Raw genomic sequence first — 18,473 nt, 5'->3', positions numbered from 1 at the left:
GGCTGCTGGCGGGAAAATAAAGCGGCAGGGCCACACATCGTGGCCCGGGTTATTTTAGCTTTCTTTAATTAAAACGCTTATTAATACAACCAAAACGATCAGAATTAAAATACTGAACAACCGCCATCTGCGTTCACTTTTGCTACACATTATCTTATCCGGTAATTGAAACGGCCTTAACCCGGAAATTATAGCCCCGTGAATACCGTGGCAATGTGAGTTTAACCGTAGTTTCTACCCTCTTCCTCCGGTGATTGACGTTTCCGGGATCCGTTTGGGAAACGGAACTTATTGTACGTGAAAGCTATTTGTTGACCCTTACGACAATTTGCTCGAGGCTCTGACCACCAGTTCCGGCATCTGCCCGCGACTGCCGATCACGTTATGTCCGGCCAGCACTTCAAACAATAGCGTGACGGCCTGACGGGCAACCTCATCGAGGTGCATGTTCACCGCCGTTAGCGGCGGCAAAGATTCCCGGGCGCGAATACCGTCATAACGGGTGGCTAAGCGAATCCGCTGCGGTATGGCGATCGCCGCATCGTGAAAAGCGCGCACGGCGCCACAAGCAAAAGTATCAACCAGCACCAGGACGCCATTGACTTCGGGATGTTCCTGCAACATCTGACACGCAGCCTGATAGCCAGCCGCTTCCCCTTCCTGCTCATCAAGATAATAGATCACCGGCGCCTGCCTTCCTTTACACCAGCGGTGATAGGCTGCCTCAGTTTCCAGCGAGGAAGTCCGCGGCGTATGCCCGACAAAGAGCGCGCAACAATCGGCGCCTTCAGTCTGCAGGTGGGTCAGCAACATTTTCGCCGTCGCTTCCGAATGCAAATCCACCCACGGTAGCGGCGTCGGTGTTCCCGGCGTGCGGCCAATAGTGATGCATGGGATCCCCGCCTGTTGCAAAGCTTGCAGCAGTGGATCGTTTTCGGCGGGTTCCAGCAGAATGGCGGCATCAAAGGTCACCATGTCCAGCGGGTTCTTTCCGGGCGGGACCAGGATCAGCGCATGCTGCTTTTCCAGCGCCATAATCGCCGTCGTAAGCGCGACCTCCATCATAAAACCCAGCTTCGATGCTCCGGAAGCAATGGTCAGCGGCAAGGAAGAAAGCAGTGCAATAGTGTTGGTTTTGCCGGTACGCAACTGACGGGCGCGGATATTCGGCGTGTAGTTCAGTGTCTGAATCGCCTCCTCAATACGTTGCCGGGTCTCAGGTTCGACAAAACGGGGGTGATGTAACGCATTAGATACGGTGCCAGGCGATACGCCAGCAAGGCTTGCAACATCAATGAGTCTGGCGCGTTTTTTATCTTGAGCAGTCATCTGGCTGGCGTTCCCTCCCGAGAGTTTATGCTCAGATTAGCACATTTCCAGTGTATGAATTTCCGCGCTAATACATAACAAAATCATATGAAGAAAGTGACCATTTACCGTAGCTCACTGGCAAGCATTCCTGTCTAATGGCGTTTAATTAAAACGTTTTAATGACGTATTTTGCAAGAAACCAATCACTTCAGGAGGCTACGTGACACAACTATCTCAGGATGCAGCATTCACCCTCGGGCGTCGTCCGAGCGGGCTGATCTTCTCCGATTTGGAGAAAAGCTTCGGCGGCTATACGCTCTTCGCCCCACAAACTACCGAAGGCCGGGTATATCTGGTTGATGAGCTTGGAAAAGTGGCGCACCAGTGGCAACTCCCGGTTCGTGCCGGACGCGATGCGGTGCTGCTGCCTAACGGTAACCTCGGCTATAACGGTAGTCACGGCACGTCAGCCAATCTCTATCCGGCCTGGGATCTCTGGCACGGCGGGGATTTTTATGAGGTCACTCCGGATAACGAAGTGGTCTGGCATTATGAGGATATATTCCATCACCACGACGCGCAGTGGCTGGCGAACGGTAACCTGCTGTATACCGCGGCGGTGCCACTGCCGGCGGAAATTGCCGCTCGCGTTACCGGCGGCGATCCGCGCCGCGATGCGCCGGACGGCGTCATACAGAGCGATGTCGTCAAAGAGGTCAATCGCGACGGTGAAGTGGTATGGGAATGGCGCGTCTGGGAGCATCTGGCCCCGGAAGATTTCCCGATTCATGAGATCTTCGACCGCCGCCACTGGCCGATGATAAACGGTCTGTCGGTCACCCGCGAGGGCCTGGTGTTGATGAGCCTGCGCACCACCTCCGGGGTGATTGCCGTCAATAAAGAGAGCGGCAGCGTGGTATGGCACGTGGGGCCGGATGTCGTCGCCCAACAGCACACACCGATTGAGATGGAAAATGGTTCTATTCTGGTGTTCGATAACGGCAACCTGCGCCCCGGCGTGACCTCGCCACACTCCACGGTGCTGGAGTTCGACCCGCACACCCAGGCTATTCGCTGGCAATATCGCGATATTTTCCCGCCGGCCTTTTTCTCACCCTATATGGGAAGCGCTCAGCGCCTGGCCAACGGCAATACCTTTATCTGCGAATCCGCCTTCGGTCGACTGTTTGAAGTGACTCCGCAGGGAGAAACGGTATGGGAATACATTATTCCTTACTTCAATGAATATCCGGACCATCTTAGCAAGGGGATCATCCCCGGTAAGCAGAACAGCAGCTTCCGCGCGCACCGCTATGCGGCCGATGCGCTGCCGTGGCTGAAATAATCGCTCTTCGCCGGCGCGGGTCGGCGGGGAGGTTCTCACGTCTTTGGGAGGAATTTATGCCGTATTCTGACTCCGCCGTACCGGAAAACGAAGCCTTGCCTTGGCAAACTAAACTGCTGCTGGCCCTTCAACACGTGCTGGTCGTGGCCGCTACGCCGATCACCGCCGTTTTTCTTATTGCTCAGGCGCTTCACTTCAGCTCTGGCGTCACCACATCGCTGCTAAGCGCCACCTTTCTAATGTGCGGGCTGGGGGCCATCCTGCAAAGCCTCGGTATCGGCAGCTTCGGCGCGCGCCTGCCGTTTATTATGGTGCCGGGCGGCGCGCCTATCGCGATCTTCATCGCTATCGCTTTACAGACCAATATCCAGACGGCAATTGGCGCGGTGATCTTAACATCGCTGTTTTATTTTATTGCCCTGCCCGTTTTTCGCCGTTTTCTGCACCATTTCCCGCCGTTTATTATCGGGATTATGCTGCTGCTGGTCTCCATCAACCTGATTCGTCTGTATGGCGGACTCATTATCGGTCAGCCGAGCAGTAGCCACTTTGCGCAGCCCACCAACATTATTCTGGCGCTGGTCACCATCCTGATTACGCTGATCTTCGCCCTGGCGTTCAGCGGCATCCTACGTCAGCTGTCGGTCATGTTCGGCCTGCTTGCGGGCACGCTGCTGGCAATGCTGCTGGGCATCGCCGATTTTAGCGGCGTCAGCCACGGGCCGCTGTTCAGCCTGCCGCAGCTGTTTCCGTTCGGCTGGCCAATATTCAATCTGTCAGCGTCACTGCCGCTGCTGATTTATGCGGTGATTTCCATGGCTGAAGCGACTGGGCAAACGATTGCTACCGCAGAGATCGTCAAATCGACACAAAACGTCCATCAGGCCATTCCCCGAACCATCCGCGGCGACGCCGTTATTTCGCTGCTGGGCGGCGTTTTCGGTACCTCATTGATCATCACCTCCGGCGAAAATATCGGCGTGGTTCGGACCACTAACGTCAAATCACGCTACGTCACGGCGATTGCCGGATTGCTGTTAATCCTGATTGCGCTATTCTCGCCGCTGGTGCGCCTTGCCGCCTGTCTACCCGGTCCGGTAGTCTGCGGGACGGCGGTGATTGTCTTCAGTATCATCGGGGTCATCGGTATCGATATGATTGCCCGCGAGCCGCTGCACAAGCCGGGAAAAACCTATGCCTTAGCCACTGGTCTGGCTATGGGGATGCTGCCGATCCTTGTGCCTGGCCTGTACCAGAATTTCCCCGTCGGCGTGCAGATGATATTGGGCAATGGTATGGCAGCGGGTACACTCACCGCGATCGTCGTCAACTCGTTATTTCTGGTGAGCGAAAGGCGGGCCGCCATGCGACTAAAAGGCTGAACCGATACACCGAATTGACCCGTTAGCCGTAGTGTTGTTTGGTTTCCGTGAGGCAGAATAACGGGCTTGCCAAAGCACTGAGCGAAATTGACCGCATCGAGCGAACCCTGTTTATACTCGACAGGTTCCGTGATCCAGCACTGCGTTGGCGGGTTCAGACGGGGCTGAATAAAGGAGAATTCTGTTACGCGCTGAAACGTGCTGTATTCATGCATCGACTGGGTGAAATCAGGGACCGAAAATCAGAGCTATCGGGCCAGTGGGCTGACTCTGCTGACGGCGGAAATCTCGCGGCGGAATACCGTGTATATGGAAATGGCGGTCGATGCCGTGAAGCGTAATGGGATGGAAATCAACGAGAAACCACTCTCGTATTTGTCCCCGTTAGGCTAATCTGACAGGTGATTATATTTGGAAAAGCAACCGGATACCTGCTTCCGGTAAGTTTCGGCGTCTGAGACCAGCTAAAGTCGGAAAGTCAGAAAATAGCCTTAACGTACAATAATTTTCGATATCCACACCGACTCCCTTCCCGGCCAGACACTTGTCTCGGCTTTAGAGAAGTTCTGCATCTCAGAATCCGAAGCCCATATTTGCCTTGCGCTAAAAAGCAAAAACCCACCGTGGGTGGGTTTAGGCCAGTTCTTAAGCTGACGTTGCCTGTTCAACAGAGAATCCAGGCTTTCAATTCTGGCCGCGGGTACGAGGCCAGTCTCATCACACCGGCATATTCATCACTTCTTGATAAGCCGAAACCAGCTTATTACGCACCTGCACCCCTAACTGCAGCGAGATGGACGATTTTTGCAGATCGACCATCACGTCATTCAGGCTGATGCCCGGCGCACCGACTTCGAAATCCTGTGCCTGTTTGCGCGCAGCCTGCTGGGTATCGCTGATCTTGCCGATCGCCGCCTTCAACTCACTGGCAAAACTGACGCCCTGCGCGGATGCGCCTTGCCCCATCTGCCCTGCCTGAATCGCCGTGGCCTGCAACTGCTGCAAAACCCCTTCAATACCCTGAATTGCCATTATGACCTCAATAAAAACGCTGCTGCCGGACGTTGTTGCATCAGACACTACTTTGATGCTGAACACCCTAACACAGCATTTTCATCCTAAAGCGGTTAATTAACTGCAAAAAACCCGGCTTATCGGGCCATCGAAATGGGCCCTAAGGGCGAATAATAACATGCCCAGAAATGGGAGCGCCGCTATACCCGTCGCTTTTCAAGTTGCAGCGTTGTTGTCTGCCCGCGCTCATCCCAATCACTGTAGGGGGCGAATAAAATCGCCCCGATTAACTCAGGCGCAGCATGCCGCGCCCCTACAAGACCCCGGGATGAGCGAGCGGGTCGCCTGGCAGCAACTTGAAAGGCATAGGGTATATTTATATGTGTATCAGGGAGTCTGTTTTGTCACACAACGCTAACCACACCGTTCATCAGCCTGGCAGGGAGCTACGCCGTGGCCCGCACCGGATCCTGAGCGTCATTGAAGGACTCGGGCTAAAATGAATGCTTCAATCTCCGCTACCGAAAGCCGCGATAATGGCCTGCTGGCCATGTGGAACCGCCTGCGCGCCAACCCCAAAGTCCCACTGCTGATTGCGGCCTCCGCAGCCATCGCCATCGTGGTCGCGCTGCTGTTATGGGTGAAAAGTCCAGACTACCGGGTGCTGTACAGCAACATTAACGATCGCGACGGCGGCGCCATCGTCACCCAACTGACGCAGATGAACATCCCCTACCGCTTTGCCGAAAACGGCGCGGCGTTGCTGATCCCAGCCGAAAAAGTCCATGAAACCCGTCTGCGTTTGGCGCAGCTCGGCCTGCCTAAAGGCGGTGCCGTGGGCTTCGAACTGCTGGACCAGGAAAAATTCGGCATCAGCCAGTTCAGCGAGCAAATCAACTATCAGCGCGCGCTGGAAGGTGAATTGTCCCGTACCATCGAATCACTGGGGCCGGTACAAAACGCCCGGGTGCATTTGGCTCTGCCCAAGCCTTCGCTGTTTGTCCGCGAGCAAAAATCCCCTTCCGCTTCCGTGACCCTGACGTTGCAACCGGGTCGGGCCCTGGATGACGGCCAGATCAACGCCATCGTTTATATGGTCTCGAGCAGCGTAGCCGGTCTACCGCCGGGCAACGTGACGGTGGTCGATCAGGCCGGCCGCCTGTTAACGCAGTCCGACGGCACCGGACGCGATCTGAACGCCGCACAGCTTAAGTACGCCAGCGAAGTGGAAAACCGCTACCAGCGCCGTATCGAAACGATTTTGGCCCCGATGGTCGGCAGCGCTAACGTGCGCGCTCAGGTCACCGCACAGATCGACTTCTCCACTCGCGAGCAAACTGACGAACAGTACCAACCTAACCAAGAGCCAAATAAGGCCGCCGTACGCTCACAGCAAACGAGTCAAAGCGACCAAATTGGCGGGCCATTGGTCGGCGGCGTGCCGGGCGCATTGTCCAATCAGCCGAGCGCACCGGCTGCTGCCCCGATTGAAACCGCCCAACCGGCCACCGCCGGCAATAATGCCGACGCAGCTAAAACCGATACGGCCACGGCGCGCAGTTCGGCACCCAAGGGCAGCGGGCCGCAAAACTCCCGCCGCGATGAAACCATCAACTATGAGGTCGATCGCACCATTCGCCATACCCAGCACAAAGCCGGGACGGTACAGCGCCTGTCGGTCGCGGTGGTCATCAACTATCGCGGCACCGATAAGGACGGCAAACCACTGCCGATGAGCAAAGAGCAGTTGGCGCAGATCGAATCGCTGGCGCGTGAGTCCATGGGCTTCTCCAGCGCCCGTGGCGATACCCTCAACGTGGTCAACACGCCGTTTACCGATAACGAAATTACCGGCGGCGAGCTGCCGTTCTGGCAGAGCCAGTCGTTTATCGATCGTCTGATCGATGCCGGTCGCTACCTGCTGATCCTGCTGGTCGCCTGGGTGCTGTGGCGCAAACTGGTACGCCCGCAACTGCAAAACCGTCAGGCGGTACAAAAGGCCGCGCTCGCCGCCGCCGCTACGCCGATGGCCAAGCCGGCTGACAGCAGCAAACCCAGCAATGAGGAGCTGGCGCAGCACAGGAAATCCCAGCAGCGCGTCAGTGCAGAAGTCCAGAGCCAGCGGATCCGCGATTTGGCTGATAAAGACCCACGCGTGGTCGCTCTGGTAATCCGCCAATGGATGAGTAACGAACTATGAGTCTGACCGGAACCGAAAAAAGCGCCATCCTGCTGATGACGCTGGGCGAAGATCGCGCCGCCGAGGTGTTCAAACACCTTTCCTCGCGTGAAGTGCAGCAGCTGAGTGGCACCATGGCCAGCATGAGCCAGGTGTCGCACAAGCAGCTCAATGAAATCCTGCGCGAATTTGAAGACGACGCCGAACAGTATGCCGCGCTGAGCGTCAACGCCAGCGACTACCTGCGTTCGGTGCTGGTCAAGGCGTTGGGCGAAGAACGTGCCGCCAGCCTGCTGGAGGACATTCTCGAATCTCGCGAGACTACCACCGGCATGGAAACGCTCAACTTTATGGAACCAATGAGCGCGGCAGATCTGATCCGCGACGAACATCCGCAGATCATCGCCACCATCCTGGTTCACCTCAAGCGTGGCCAGGCAGCGGACATTCTGGCGCTGTTCGACGAACGTCTGCGCAACGACGTGATGCTGCGTATCGCCACCTTCGGCGGCGTGCAGCCGGCGGCGCTGGCGGAACTGACCGAAGTGCTGAACAACCTGCTCGACGGTCAGAACCTCAAGCGCAGCAAAATGGGCGGCGTACGCACCGCAGCCGAGATCATCAACCTGATGAAAACGCAGCAGGAAGAGGCGGTTATCGACGCCATGCGCGAATACGACGGCGAGCTGGCGCAGAAGATCATCGACGAGATGTTCCTGTTCGAGAATCTGGTGGAAGTCGACGATCGCAGCATCCAGCGCCTGTTGCAGGAAGTGGAAGGCGAATCCCTGCTGGTGGCGCTCAAAGGCGCGGAACAACCACTGCGCGAGAAGTTCCTCAAAAACATGTCGCAACGCGCCGCAGATATCCTGCGCGACGATCTGGCCAACCGTGGCCCGGTGCGCATGTCGCAGGTGGAGAACGAGCAGAAGGCTATCCTGCTGGTGGTCCGTCGTTTGGCCGAGAGTGGCGAAATGATTATCGGCGGTGGCGAGGACACCTATGTCTGATCGCATTAATACCCTGCCCTGGCAGCCCTGGTCGCTCAACGATCTCAACGAGCCCAAACCGGCGCTCGACCCGCTGCCGCTACCGGTGGAAATCACCGACGGCGCACCGCTGGACGACAGCCTGGTTCGGGAACAACAGCTCACTCAGCTCCGCCTGCAGGCCGAGCAGCAGGGCCAGCAGTTGGGCTATGCGGACGGGCAGCAAAAAGGCTACGACGCCGGCTTCCAGGCCGGCATGGAAGAGGGTCGCCAGCAGGGCTTGCTGGAAGCTCAGCAACAGCAACAACCGCTGACCGCGCACTGGCAGCATCTGGTGACGGAATTCCAGCACACGCTGGACGCTCTCGACAGCGTGATTGCCTCGCGCCTGATGCAGTTGGCCCTGACTGCCGCCAAACAGGTGCTGGGCCAACCGCCGGTGTGCGACGGCACTGCCCTGCTGGCGCAGATCCAACAGTTGATCCAGCAAGAGCCGATGTTCAGCGGCAAGCCGCAATTGCGCGTGCACCCGGATGACTATCAGCGAATCGAGCAACAGTTGGGTGCCACGCTCAGCCTGCACGGCTGGCGGTTGCTGGCGGACGGTCAGTTGCATCCTGGTGGCTGCAAGGTCAGCGCCGACGAAGGCGATCTTGACGCCAGCCTGGCAACCCGTTGGCATGAACTCTGCCGTCTGGCCGCTCCGGGAGACGTGTAATGACCCTGCGCCTCGGCCGCTGGCTGACCTCACTGGATGCGCTGGAAAAACGCATCGCACACGCCCCGACGGTACGCCGCTACGGCCGCCTGACCCGCGCCACCGGTTTGGTGCTGGAAGCCACCGGGCTACAGCTGCCGATCGGTGCCACCTGCCTGATCGAGCGTCACGACGCCGGTGAGGTCCAGGAAGTAGAAAGCGAAGTGGTCGGCTTTAACGGCCAGCGGCTGTTTCTGATGCCGCTGGAAGAAGTGGAAGGCATCGTGCCCGGCGCCCGGGTTTACGCCCGCATCTCGCCGGAAGGCCAAAGCGCCAGTAAGCAGCTGCCGCTCGGTCCTGCCCTGCTGGGCCGGGTACTGGACGGCAGCGCCAAGCCGCTCGACGGCCTGCCCGCACCGGAAACCGGCTACCGTGCGCCGCTGATCACCGCCCCATTCAACCCACTGCAACGAACGCCGATCGAACAGGTGCTGGACGTCGGCGTGCGCACCATCAACGGCCTGTTGACCGTCGGTCGCGGTCAGCGCATGGGGCTGTTTGCCGGTTCCGGCGTCGGTAAAAGCGTGCTGTTGGGCATGATGGCGCGCTACACCCAGGCCGACGTGATTGTCGTCGGTCTGATCGGCGAACGTGGCCGTGAGGTGAAAGACTTTATCGAAAACATCCTCGGCCCCGAAGGCCGGGCGCGTTCGGTGGTGATTGCCGCACCGGCGGACGTCTCACCGCTGCTGCGCATGCAGGGTGCGGCCTACGCCACACGCATCGCTGAAGATTTCCGCGATCGCGGCCAGCACGTGCTGTTGATCATGGATTCACTGACGCGCTACGCCATGGCGCAACGTGAGATAGCCCTGGCCATCGGCGAGCCGCCGGCCACTAAAGGCTATCCGCCTTCCGTCTTCGCCAAGCTGCCGGCACTGGTCGAACGCGCGGGCAACGGCATCAGTGGCGGCGGGTCCATTACCGCCTTTTATACCGTGCTGACCGAAGGCGATGACCAACAGGATCCGATCGCCGACTCGGCACGCGCCATTCTCGACGGCCATGTGGTGCTGTCGCGACGCCTGGCGGAAGCCGGCCACTATCCGGCCATCGACATTGAAGCCTCCATCAGCCGCGCCATGACCTCGCTGATCGACGAAGAACACTATCGTCGGGTGCGTAACTTCAAACAGATGCTGGCCAGCTACCAACGCAACCGCGATTTGATCAGCGTAGGCGCTTACGTCGCAGGCAGCGACCCGCTGCTGGATAAGGCCATGACGCTGTATCCGCAGATGGAAGCCTATCTGCAGCAAGGCATTTTCGAACGCAGCGGCTATCAGGACGCCTGCCAGCAGCTACAGCAGTTGATCGTTTAACGTCACCAAAGGCGCAAACCCGATGAAACCACAGTCCCCCCTGATTACCCTGCGCGATCTGGCGCAGGATGCAGTAGAACAGGCGACTCGCCAACTGGGCCAGGTGCGCAAAGCTCAGCAAGCCGCTGAACAGCAACTTTCCATGCTGCTCAACTATCAGGATGAGTACCGTCAGAAGCTGAATAATCAACTGAGCGGCGGTATGGAATCGTCCAACTGGCAGAACTACCAGCAGTTTATCGGCACGCTGGAACAGGCGATCGTCCAGCACCGCCAGCAGTTGACGCAGTGGGGAGAGAAAGTGGACCACGCGATGAAACAATGGCAGGACAAACAGCAACGGTTGAACGCTTTCGAAACCCTGCATACCCGAGCCCAGAGCGCGGAGTTGCAGTTGGAGAACAAACGGGATCAAAAACTGATGGATGAGTTCGCTCAACGCAGTGCACAAAGGAATATACATCAATGAACCTGAACGCTTTGCCGGGCCTGTCGCTGCCGGGCGACTCCGGCCTGCTGCCGGACGCGCAGCTCCCGCTGGATGAGTCATCGCTCTCTTCCGCTTTTGCTCAACTGCTTGGCGCCCGCGTGCTGCCGGCCGACAAGTCCGCAGGCAAACTGTCACCGATGGCGTTGAGCGCAGAAGAAGACTCTGCGCCGCTGAGCCGCAACCAACTGACGCAGTTACTGGCCGCATTCGGCGAACGCGATGGGCTGTTAGCGCCTTCGCTGTTAACGCAAGGCCAGCCAGCCGCCATCAGTAACGACGAAGAGCCGACGTTGAAGCAACCGTCGCACGACGCCGCGCTGCGGCCTGCCGGTGAGATCGACGCCGCTACGCTGCAAGCGCTGTTCGCCATGCTGCCAATCGCTATTCCCCCAGCAATGCCTGATGCAGGTACCGGCGCGGCGGAACTGAGCCTTGAAGGCGATCTAGATACCCCTCAGGCTGCAACGATCCAGAGCGCTTCACTGGGGCGCCAGGCTGAGGTAACCGGCACGCAAAAGGCACCAACGCCGGTAACTCCAGCTTCGCTCGGCAGTGAAAGCCGTGCCGACATCCCACAGCAAATTGCAGTTGCGCACGAAAAACCGGATGCAGCGGCGTTGAAGCTTGGCGCCGATAGCCAATCGCCAACGCCAAACGTCCCTCTGATGGCCCCACCGGTCTCCAGCCCGACGATCGCGGCAGCGCCAGGCGCTGCGTTGGTCACTGCCCCGCCTACGCCGCAGCTAAACGCCCAGTTGGGCAGCCCGGAGTGGCAGCAGGCGTTGAACCAACAGGTGCTGATGTTCCATCGCAACGGTCAGCAAAGCGCCGAGCTGCGTCTGCATCCGCAGGAACTGGGAGCGCTGCAAATCACCCTCAAGCTGGATGACAACCAGGCACAGCTGCACATTGCCTCGGCACACGGACAGGTTCGCGCCGCCGTGGAGGCCGCGATGCCGCAACTGCGTCACGCGCTGGCTGAGAGTGGCATCAATTTGGGACAAAGCAGCGTGGGCGGCGACCAGATGCCGCAGTGGCAACAGGCGCAGCAGCACAATGGTAGGCAGCAGGGCCGCCCGGATTATCGCGAGCGTCAGGGTGACGGCGATTTGTCCGGCGATGCTCACAGCGCACCGCCGGAATTGCAGGCGATGGCCCGCGCCGTCAGCGGCGTTGATATTTTCGCCTGAGTGGCCGCAAACGCCCAAGCTGGCACGCTTTTCCCTGCCTATTCTGGCTATTGCGTGCCGGAATAGGCGCGATAATACCGCTACCCTTCATACTTGAAGCTGCATCATTGTTGGCTGCATTTGCGCGCCCCGGTCACATAGTTATCTATGCTGCTGAGGACTTACAAACTTGCCGTCGCGATGCAACTCCAAATATTTTGGGTAAATAATGTCATGCGTGCGGCTTTTACACGCGCTATATACCCGCGAGATCTTAGGTTGCAGCTTGAAAAATGAAGGGCATATACCCTATGGATTTCAAGTTGCAGCCAGGCGCCCAGCTCACTCATCCCCAGGGGCTTACTCAAGTAAGTGACTGGGGGAGTGAGTGCAGGGAACAACGCTGCAGCTTGAAAGACGACGGGTATAACAACAGGAATTTGATTTAGCTATGTCTCAAAATACCCTACCGGCAGCACCGAAACGCTCCCTTCTGGTCATACTGCTGGTGCTGATAACCCTCGTCGCCTGCGGCGCGGCCGGCTACAGCTGGTGGCAGCTCAAGCAGCACCAGGAGGGCGCGCAGCCCGTAGCCAAAGAACTCCCCCCGGCCGCACCGGTGTTTATGCCGCTGGACACCTTTACCGTCAATCTGCTGACGCCCGATAACAACCCGGATCGGGTGTTGTATATCGGCCTGACGTTACGCTTGCCGGATGAAAGTACCCGCCGCCAACTGAATGATTTCCTGCCGGAGGTGCGCAGCCGTCTGCTGATGCTGCTGTCTCGTCAGGAAGCGGGCCAGTTGAGCAGTGAACAAGGAAAGCAGCAACTGGTGGCGCAGATTAAGGACGTGCTTAGCCCGCCGCTGGTTAAGGGACAACCGAAGCAGGTGGTCAGCGACGTGCTGTTCACTGCCTTCATATTGCGGTAATCACTATGGGCGACAGCATTCTTTCACAGGCAGAGATCGACGCCTTGCTCAACGGCGACAGCGCGGGTGATGAACCCGAAGCGGTTGCCCTCAATGAGAGCGAGGTCAAGCCGTACGATCCGACCACCCAGCGCCGAGTGGTGCGCGAACGGCTGCACGCGCTGGAAATCATCAACGAACGTTTTGCCCGGCAGTTCCGCATGGGGTTATTCAACCTGCTGCGCCGCAGCCCGGACATTACCGTTGGCCCGATCAAGATCCAGCCGTACCACGAATTTGCTCGCAACCTGCCGGTGCCCACCAACCTGAACCTGGTGCACCTGAACCCGCTGCGCGGTACTGCGCTGTTCGTGTTCGCACCGAGCCTGGTGTTTATCGCCGTCGATAACCTGTTCGGGGGCGACGGTCGCTTTCCCACCAAAGTGGAAGGCCGCGAATTTACGCCAACCGAACAGCGGGTGATCAAGCGCATGCTGCGGCTGGCGCTGGACGCCTACGGCGACGCCTGGAGCGCAATTTACAAGATTGACGTGGAATACGTGCGCGCTGAAATGCAGGTGAAGTTCACCAACATCACCACGTCGCCAAACGACATCGTGGTCACCACCCCTTTCCAGGTGGAAATTGGCGCGCTGAGCGGTGAGTTCAACATCTGCATTCCGTTTGCCATGATCGAACCGCTGCGCGAACTGCTGACCAACCCACCGTTGGAGAATTCGCGGCAGGAAGACAGCCACTGGCGTGAAACGCTGGTGAAGCAGGTGCAGCATTCCGAGCTGGAGCTGATTGCCAACTTCGTCGATATCCCGATGCGCCTGTCGAAGATCCTGAAGTTGCAGCCGGGCGATGTATTACCGATTGATAAACCGGATCGCCTCATCGCCCACGTCGACGGCGTGCCGGTTTTGACCAGCCAATACGGCACGTTAAACGGGCAGTACGCCCTGCGTGTTGAACATTTGATTAACCCTATTTTGAATGCTCTGAGTGAGGAACAGCCCAAATGAGTGATCCTAAGCAACCGTCTGGCGAAGGAAAGGAATCCGTGGACGATCTGTGGGCTGATGCGTTTAACGAACAGCAAGCAACCGAAAAGACGTCTGCCAGCGATGCGGTGTTCAAATCGCTGGAGCCGCAGGATACCAGCGGCAGCCTGCAGGATATCGATCTGATCCTCGACATCCCGGTCAAATTGACCGTTGAACTGGGCCGCACCAAGATGACCATCAAGGAACTGCTGCGCCTGTCGCAGGGCTCTGTCGTGGCGTTGGACGGGCTGGCGGGTGAACCGCTGGATATTATGATCAACGGTTATCTGATTGCCCAGGGCGAAGTGGTGGTGGTGGCCGACAAATTCGGCGTGCGCATTACCGATATCATCACCCCTTCCGAGCGCATGCGCCGCCTGAGCCGCTGATGAACCCAAGCGCCGCCACGCCCACCGCGGGCACCTTGCAATCCACCGAGCCGGCACTGCCGGCCGGTTCAGTGCTGACGCAGGTCAGCAGCGCACTTGGCGGCATTTTGCTGCTGATCCTGCTGGCCGGCTGGCTGTTTCGTCGCCTGGGGTTTGCCCCGCAGGCACGCAACAGCAAACTGCTCAATCTGCGCGCCAGCTGTCAGGTTGGACAGCGCGAACGCGTGGTGGTGATCGAAGTGGATAACACCTTGCTGGTGTTGGGCGTCACCGCCCAGCAAATCACCCCGCTGCATAGCCTGCCCGCGCCGGTGCAGGACACCGACGCCGCCGAAGTGACCACGCCGGCGGATTTTCGCCAACTGATGCAAAAAGTTCTCAAACGTCCGGAAAAATCGGCATGAAATCCCTCGTTCAGTGTGTCGCCTTCTGTGGGCGAGGCAAAATACTTCTGCGCGTATTGGCAGCGACTTTACTGTTGCTCAGCCCCACCGCTTTCGCACAACTTCCCGGTCTGATCAGCCAGCCATTAGCCAACGGTGGCCAAAGCTGGTCGCTGCCGGTGCAAACCCTGGTGTTGCTGACTTCGCTCAGTTTCTTGCCGGCCATGCTGCTGATGATGACCAGCTTCACGCGCATCATCATCGTACTGGGTCTGCTGCGCAATGCCCTCGGCACCCCCTCTGCCCCACCCAACCAGGTGATGTTGGGCCTGGCGCTGTTCCTGACCTTTTTCATTATGTCGCCGGTGTTCGACAAGGTTTATCAGGACGCTTATCTGCCGTTCAGCCAGGACAAAATCAGCCTGGACATCGCGCTGGATAAAGGTTCACAGCCGCTGCGCGAGTTTATGCTGCGCCAAACGCGTGAAACCGATCTGGCGCTGTATGCCAAGCTCGCCAACCAGCCGCCGCTGGCCGGGCCGGAAGCGGTGCCGATGCGCATCCTGCTGCCGGCCTACGTCACCAGCGAACTGAAAACCGCGTTCCAAATCGGCTTCACGGTGTTTATTCCGTTCCTGATTATCGATCTGGTGGTCGCCAGCGTGTTGATGGCGCTGGGGATGATGATGGTGCCACCGGCAACCATCTCGTTGCCCTTCAAGCTGATGCTGTTTGTTCTGGTGGACGGCTGGCAACTGCTGCTGGGTTCGCTGGCGCAAAGTTTTTATTCGTAATTCGCGGCATACCCGCCGCCACAGAGGGATCCATAATGACACCAGAATCGGTTATGGCGCTGGGCACCGAGGCGATGAAGGTGGCGTTGGCCCTGGCCGCGCCGCTGTTGCTCGCCGCGTTGGTCAGCGGCCTGGTGGTCAGCCTGCTGCAGGCCGCGACCCAGATCAACGAAATGACGCTGTCGTTCATTCCCAAAATCCTGGCGGTGGTCGCGACCATCGTGATTGCCGGACCGTGGATGCTGAACCTGCTGCTGGACTATATGCGCACGCTGTTCACTAACCTGCCCAACCTGATTGGTTAACCATGCTCACATTTGACAGCGCGCAGTTCGGCGTCTGGCTCAGCCAATATTTCTGGCCGCTGCTGCGCATTTTGGCGCTGATCAGCACCGCGCCGGTATTCAGCGAAAAGCAGATCAGCAAGAAGGTGAAAATTGGCCTCGGCGGGCTGATCGTGATACTGATTGCCCCCGGGCTGCCCACCAGCACCGTGCCTATTTTCTCTGCGGCCGGTTTGTGGCTGGCGGCCCAGCAAATCCTGATCGGTGTCGCGCTGGGCCTGACCATGCAGTTCGCCTTCGCGGCGATACGGCTGGCCGGCGAAGTGATCGGCATGCAGATGGGTTTGTCGTTCGCCACCTTCTTCGATCCCAGCGGCGGGCCGAACATGCCAGTGTTGGCACGGCTGCTCAACCTGCTGGCGATGCTGCTGTTTCTCAGCTTCAACGGCCATCTGTGGCTGATTTCTCTGTTGGTGGACAGCTTCCATACCCTGCCGATCCAGGCCGAGCCGCTTAACGGCAATGGCTTTCTCGCCTTGACCCAGGCCGGTTCGCTGATTTTCATCAACGGCATGATGCTGGCACTGCCGCTGATCTGCCTGTTGCTGACGCTGAACATGGCGCTCGGCCTGCTTAACCGCATGACACCGCAGCTGTCAGTGTTCGTCATCGGTTTCCCGGTGACCATGACCATTGGCATTATGACCATCGGCATGATGATGCCGATGCTGGCGCCGTTTTGTGAGCACCTGTTTGGCGAGTTCTTCGATCGCCTGGCCGATGTCGTCGGCAGCATGACCCCCTAGCATTACCCTCACAGTGCGGCTTAACGGCCGCCTGACGCCGGATAAAGTGGCAACAAATTCCCTTTCTCAGTATAAAAAATTGGAAAAAGCAAATTATCACTATTTGCCTTCAATTACTCTTATTGGCTTGAATAATAAAATACCCACCCTAGAATGTCCTTATTAAATAAAAACATCAAAAAAAAATAAATTCAATAAATAAGGAGTGGGACACACTGTAAAAAACAGAGACGTGATAATAAAAGCATCCATTTAATGCTCGTTATAATTTAAAAAACATCACCGGCATGCCCGGCGAAGCTGGCACATTTATTTTCTACGGAATTATTACTTACCCTACAAAAGGAATATAAAAATGAAAGCTAAAACCAACCGAAGAGCACGCAGGGCCTTAGGCCTGGCACACTGGGCCACCAACCGTTCTCAGATTGCCTTGTCACCCAATGGTGAAAAATGGCTGGTGGTAAAAAAGAAAAAATAACCACGGGGGTTATCCCAAAAAAATATAATTTGCGCTCTTATCTCTGCACTCCCCCTTGAATATTCTAACGCTTCCCGCCGTTAAATTCAGGCAGATATAAGTGCACATAATTTCGGGTAGCCGAAAAAAAGGCACGTCACGCCAAACCTGTGTGGGGGAAGCGTGACGTGCCAAACAAGTGCGCCCGGTTTCAAGAATTCCCTACCGCTGCTACGCAGCAATAACGTCTTCTAAGCACACCCAAAGAGATTGCCCGCCGTGACTGCACGGCAGGCTAAGAGCTATTTATTACCCGGTACTATGGATTTCGATGCCCCACCCCAGCTAGCGTAGGGGCGCGGTATGCTGCGCCCGTATCAACCATACTGGAGTGGATCTATCGGCCCCGCACAGCAAAGGGGATTAGCGATTCAACTGGAACAGCGACATCCCCTGCATATCCCCGAAGGTTTTGTATGACGCCTGCAAGGCCGCCTGCTGCATGAAATAGCTGGAAATCGACTCGGCCAGATCGGCATCAACCAGCGCGCTCATTTGCGTTTTGTTGATCATGTCGCGGTCCTTGCCGATACTGTCCAGCGTATCCATTTCCTGCAGTTGGCTGCCCAGCTCCGCGCGCACGCTAAGCACTCTGTTATAAGAGTTGTCCAGGCCGCGGTTGGCTTTGGCCAGCGCATCGTTCACCTGCTGCTTGGTGGCATCATCCGCATCCTTCTGCGGTGTTTTCAACGCCTTCAGCGCGATATCAATGCTTTCAAACACGTTAGCGACGGAGGCGCTGCCATCCGGTTCCGGCTTCGGGTTGCTGGTCAATGCCATGAAGACCTTATCGCCGGTATGGCCAATGGTCATGGTGCGGTTGGCATCCACTTTCTGCTCGACCGGCGTGTTGCCGCCGACATAGCTGACCGATCCGCCCTTGTCTTCAAAGGGAGGCTTGTCGTTCACAAAACCGCCAAACATATAGCGGCCGTTGCCGTCGGTGCTGTTGGCCTGGTTGAGCAACTGATCTTTCAGCCCCTGCAGCTGGGTCGCCAGCGAATCGCGGTCGTCGTCGCTTTTGGTGCCGCCGGCGCTGACGATCAGCGCTTTCATATCGGAGATGGTGCTGGTCACCCCGGCCAGCACGGTCTCTTCCATCGACACGCTTTGACGGGCAAAGGTCCGCGCCAAGGCATATTGGGTGTTTTCCGACTGTGATTGAGCCAGCATCACCGCCTGCGAAGCCGCCAGAGGATCGTCGGACGGATTGCTGACTTTTTTGCCGGTGGAAAGCTGCTCGGCGGCTTTCATAAACAGCGACTGATTGCCGGTAATGCCGGACATGTTCTGTTGGTACATCATGCTGGTGGACATGCGCATGGTGCGGGTTCCTCAAAATCAGCGACCGGAACCGCCAGGGCTCCGGTCAAAGTG

General features: G+C 57.7%; 19 protein-coding genes and 1 pseudogene. 17 read left to right on the top strand and 3 right to left on the bottom strand.

What is annotated here, in order from left to right:
* Nucleotides 1–318: 318 nt before the first annotated feature.
* Nucleotides 319–1,329, bottom strand: coding sequence for a substrate-binding domain-containing protein (locus tag ACMGG1_RS09010; protein WP_046373257.1), 1,011 nt, complete (start codon nucleotides 1,327–1,329; stop codon nucleotides 319–321).
* 202 nt (nucleotides 1,330–1,531) lie between these two features.
* Between ACMGG1_RS09010 and ACMGG1_RS09005 the strand changes: the two genes are divergently transcribed.
* The 3 genes and pseudogenes from ACMGG1_RS09005 to ACMGG1_RS08995 all read left to right on the top strand — a co-directional run bounded on the left by ACMGG1_RS09005 (nucleotide 1,532) and on the right by ACMGG1_RS08995 (nucleotide 4,431).
* Entirely contained in the window at nucleotides 1,532–2,656 is a 1,125-nt protein-coding gene (locus ACMGG1_RS09005) for an aryl-sulfate sulfotransferase (RefSeq protein WP_046373256.1), read from the top strand.
* Between the two features lie 56 nt (nucleotides 2,657–2,712).
* Nucleotides 2,713–4,038 (top strand): uracil-xanthine permease family protein, encoded by a 1,326-nt coding sequence (locus ACMGG1_RS09000; protein WP_130016330.1) that lies wholly within the window; start codon nucleotides 2,713–2,715, stop codon nucleotides 4,036–4,038.
* A 47-nt stretch (nucleotides 4,039–4,085) separates the two neighbouring features.
* A pseudogene (locus tag ACMGG1_RS08995) lies at nucleotides 4,086–4,431 on the top strand (Tn3 family transposase).
* Nucleotides 4,432–4,755: 324 nt separating this feature from the next.
* Here ACMGG1_RS08995 and fliE read toward each other — a convergent pair.
* Nucleotides 4,756–5,070, bottom strand: coding sequence for a flagellar hook-basal body complex protein FliE (gene fliE, locus ACMGG1_RS08990; RefSeq protein WP_044552041.1), 315 nt, complete (start codon nucleotides 5,068–5,070; stop codon nucleotides 4,756–4,758).
* 481 nt (nucleotides 5,071–5,551) lie between these two features.
* On the opposite strand from fliE, the gene fliF reads away from it, so the two are divergent.
* The 14 genes from fliF (at nucleotide 5,552) to sra (ending at nucleotide 17,057) form a co-directional block, all read left to right on the top strand.
* Nucleotides 5,552–7,252 (top strand): flagellar basal-body MS-ring/collar protein FliF, encoded by a 1,701-nt coding sequence (gene fliF, locus ACMGG1_RS08985; protein WP_414161309.1) that lies wholly within the window; start codon nucleotides 5,552–5,554, stop codon nucleotides 7,250–7,252.
* Nucleotides 7,249–8,241 carry a flagellar motor switch protein FliG gene (fliG, locus tag ACMGG1_RS08980; RefSeq protein ID WP_012145670.1) on the top strand — a complete coding sequence of 331 codons (993 nt, stop codon included), beginning with the start codon at nucleotides 7,249–7,251 and terminating at the stop codon, nucleotides 8,239–8,241. Before fliF ends, fliG begins: the two co-directional genes overlap by 4 nt.
* A complete protein-coding gene (gene fliH / locus ACMGG1_RS08975) occupies nucleotides 8,234–8,938 on the top strand; it encodes a flagellar assembly protein FliH (RefSeq protein ID WP_115058588.1) in 705 nt (234 codons plus the stop codon). The genes fliG and fliH overlap by 8 nt, the downstream gene beginning before the upstream one ends.
* Nucleotides 8,938–10,299, top strand: coding sequence for a flagellar protein export ATPase FliI (gene fliI / locus ACMGG1_RS08970; RefSeq protein ID WP_020827501.1), 1,362 nt, complete (start codon nucleotides 8,938–8,940; stop codon nucleotides 10,297–10,299). The genes fliH and fliI overlap by 1 nt, the downstream gene beginning before the upstream one ends.
* A 22-nt stretch (nucleotides 10,300–10,321) precedes the next feature.
* Nucleotides 10,322–10,768 carry a flagellar export protein FliJ gene (fliJ, locus tag ACMGG1_RS08965; RefSeq protein ID WP_410528800.1) on the top strand — a complete coding sequence of 149 codons (447 nt, stop codon included), beginning with the start codon at nucleotides 10,322–10,324 and terminating at the stop codon, nucleotides 10,766–10,768.
* Nucleotides 10,765–11,979 (top strand): flagellar hook-length control protein FliK, encoded by a 1,215-nt coding sequence (locus ACMGG1_RS08960; protein ID WP_414161308.1) that lies wholly within the window; start codon nucleotides 10,765–10,767, stop codon nucleotides 11,977–11,979. The genes fliJ and ACMGG1_RS08960 overlap by 4 nt, the downstream gene beginning before the upstream one ends.
* A 430-nt stretch (nucleotides 11,980–12,409) precedes the next feature.
* A complete protein-coding gene (gene fliL / locus ACMGG1_RS08955) occupies nucleotides 12,410–12,892 on the top strand; it encodes a flagellar basal body-associated protein FliL (RefSeq protein WP_020827504.1) in 483 nt (160 codons plus the stop codon).
* A gap of 5 nt (nucleotides 12,893–12,897) precedes the next feature.
* A complete protein-coding gene (gene fliM / locus ACMGG1_RS08950; protein ID WP_020827505.1) occupies nucleotides 12,898–13,899 on the top strand; it encodes a flagellar motor switch protein FliM in 1,002 nt (333 codons plus the stop codon).
* Nucleotides 13,896–14,309, top strand: a complete 414-nt coding sequence (gene fliN / locus ACMGG1_RS08945; RefSeq protein WP_020827506.1) for a flagellar motor switch protein FliN — start codon at nucleotides 13,896–13,898, stop codon at nucleotides 14,307–14,309. The genes fliM and fliN overlap by 4 nt, the downstream gene beginning before the upstream one ends.
* Nucleotides 14,309–14,713, top strand: coding sequence for a flagellar biosynthetic protein FliO (gene fliO / locus ACMGG1_RS08940; RefSeq protein WP_048760257.1), 405 nt, complete (start codon nucleotides 14,309–14,311; stop codon nucleotides 14,711–14,713). Before fliN ends, fliO begins: the two co-directional genes overlap by 1 nt.
* Nucleotides 14,710–15,486, top strand: a complete 777-nt coding sequence (gene fliP, locus ACMGG1_RS08935) for a flagellar type III secretion system pore protein FliP (protein ID WP_115058587.1) — start codon at nucleotides 14,710–14,712, stop codon at nucleotides 15,484–15,486. The genes fliO and fliP overlap by 4 nt, the downstream gene beginning before the upstream one ends.
* Before the next feature lie 35 nt (nucleotides 15,487–15,521).
* Nucleotides 15,522–15,791 carry a flagellar biosynthesis protein FliQ gene (gene fliQ, locus ACMGG1_RS08930; protein ID WP_041414697.1) on the top strand — a complete coding sequence of 90 codons (270 nt, stop codon included), beginning with the start codon at nucleotides 15,522–15,524 and terminating at the stop codon, nucleotides 15,789–15,791.
* 2 nt (nucleotides 15,792–15,793) lie between these two features.
* A complete protein-coding gene (fliR, locus tag ACMGG1_RS08925; protein ID WP_020827510.1) occupies nucleotides 15,794–16,576 on the top strand; it encodes a flagellar biosynthetic protein FliR in 783 nt (260 codons plus the stop codon).
* Between the two features lie 355 nt (nucleotides 16,577–16,931).
* The gene (gene sra, locus ACMGG1_RS08920) at nucleotides 16,932–17,057 is read left to right on the top strand and encodes a stationary-phase-induced ribosome-associated protein (RefSeq protein ID WP_185959389.1); all 126 of its coding nucleotides are present in this window, start codon (nucleotides 16,932–16,934) and stop codon (nucleotides 17,055–17,057) included.
* A 402-nt stretch (nucleotides 17,058–17,459) separates the two neighbouring features.
* Here sra and flgL read toward each other — a convergent pair whose 3' ends face one another.
* Nucleotides 17,460–18,419, bottom strand: coding sequence for a flagellar hook-associated protein FlgL (gene flgL, locus ACMGG1_RS08915; RefSeq protein ID WP_122079702.1), 960 nt, complete (start codon nucleotides 18,417–18,419; stop codon nucleotides 17,460–17,462).
* Between the last annotated feature and the right edge of the window lie 54 nt (nucleotides 18,420–18,473).

It is taken from the genome of Serratia sp. BNK-12 (assembly GCF_047456085.1).
GTDB classification, from domain to species: domain Bacteria; phylum Pseudomonadota; class Gammaproteobacteria; order Enterobacterales; family Enterobacteriaceae; genus Serratia; species Serratia liquefaciens.
This window is presented reverse-complemented; position numbering and strand designations above follow the sequence as displayed.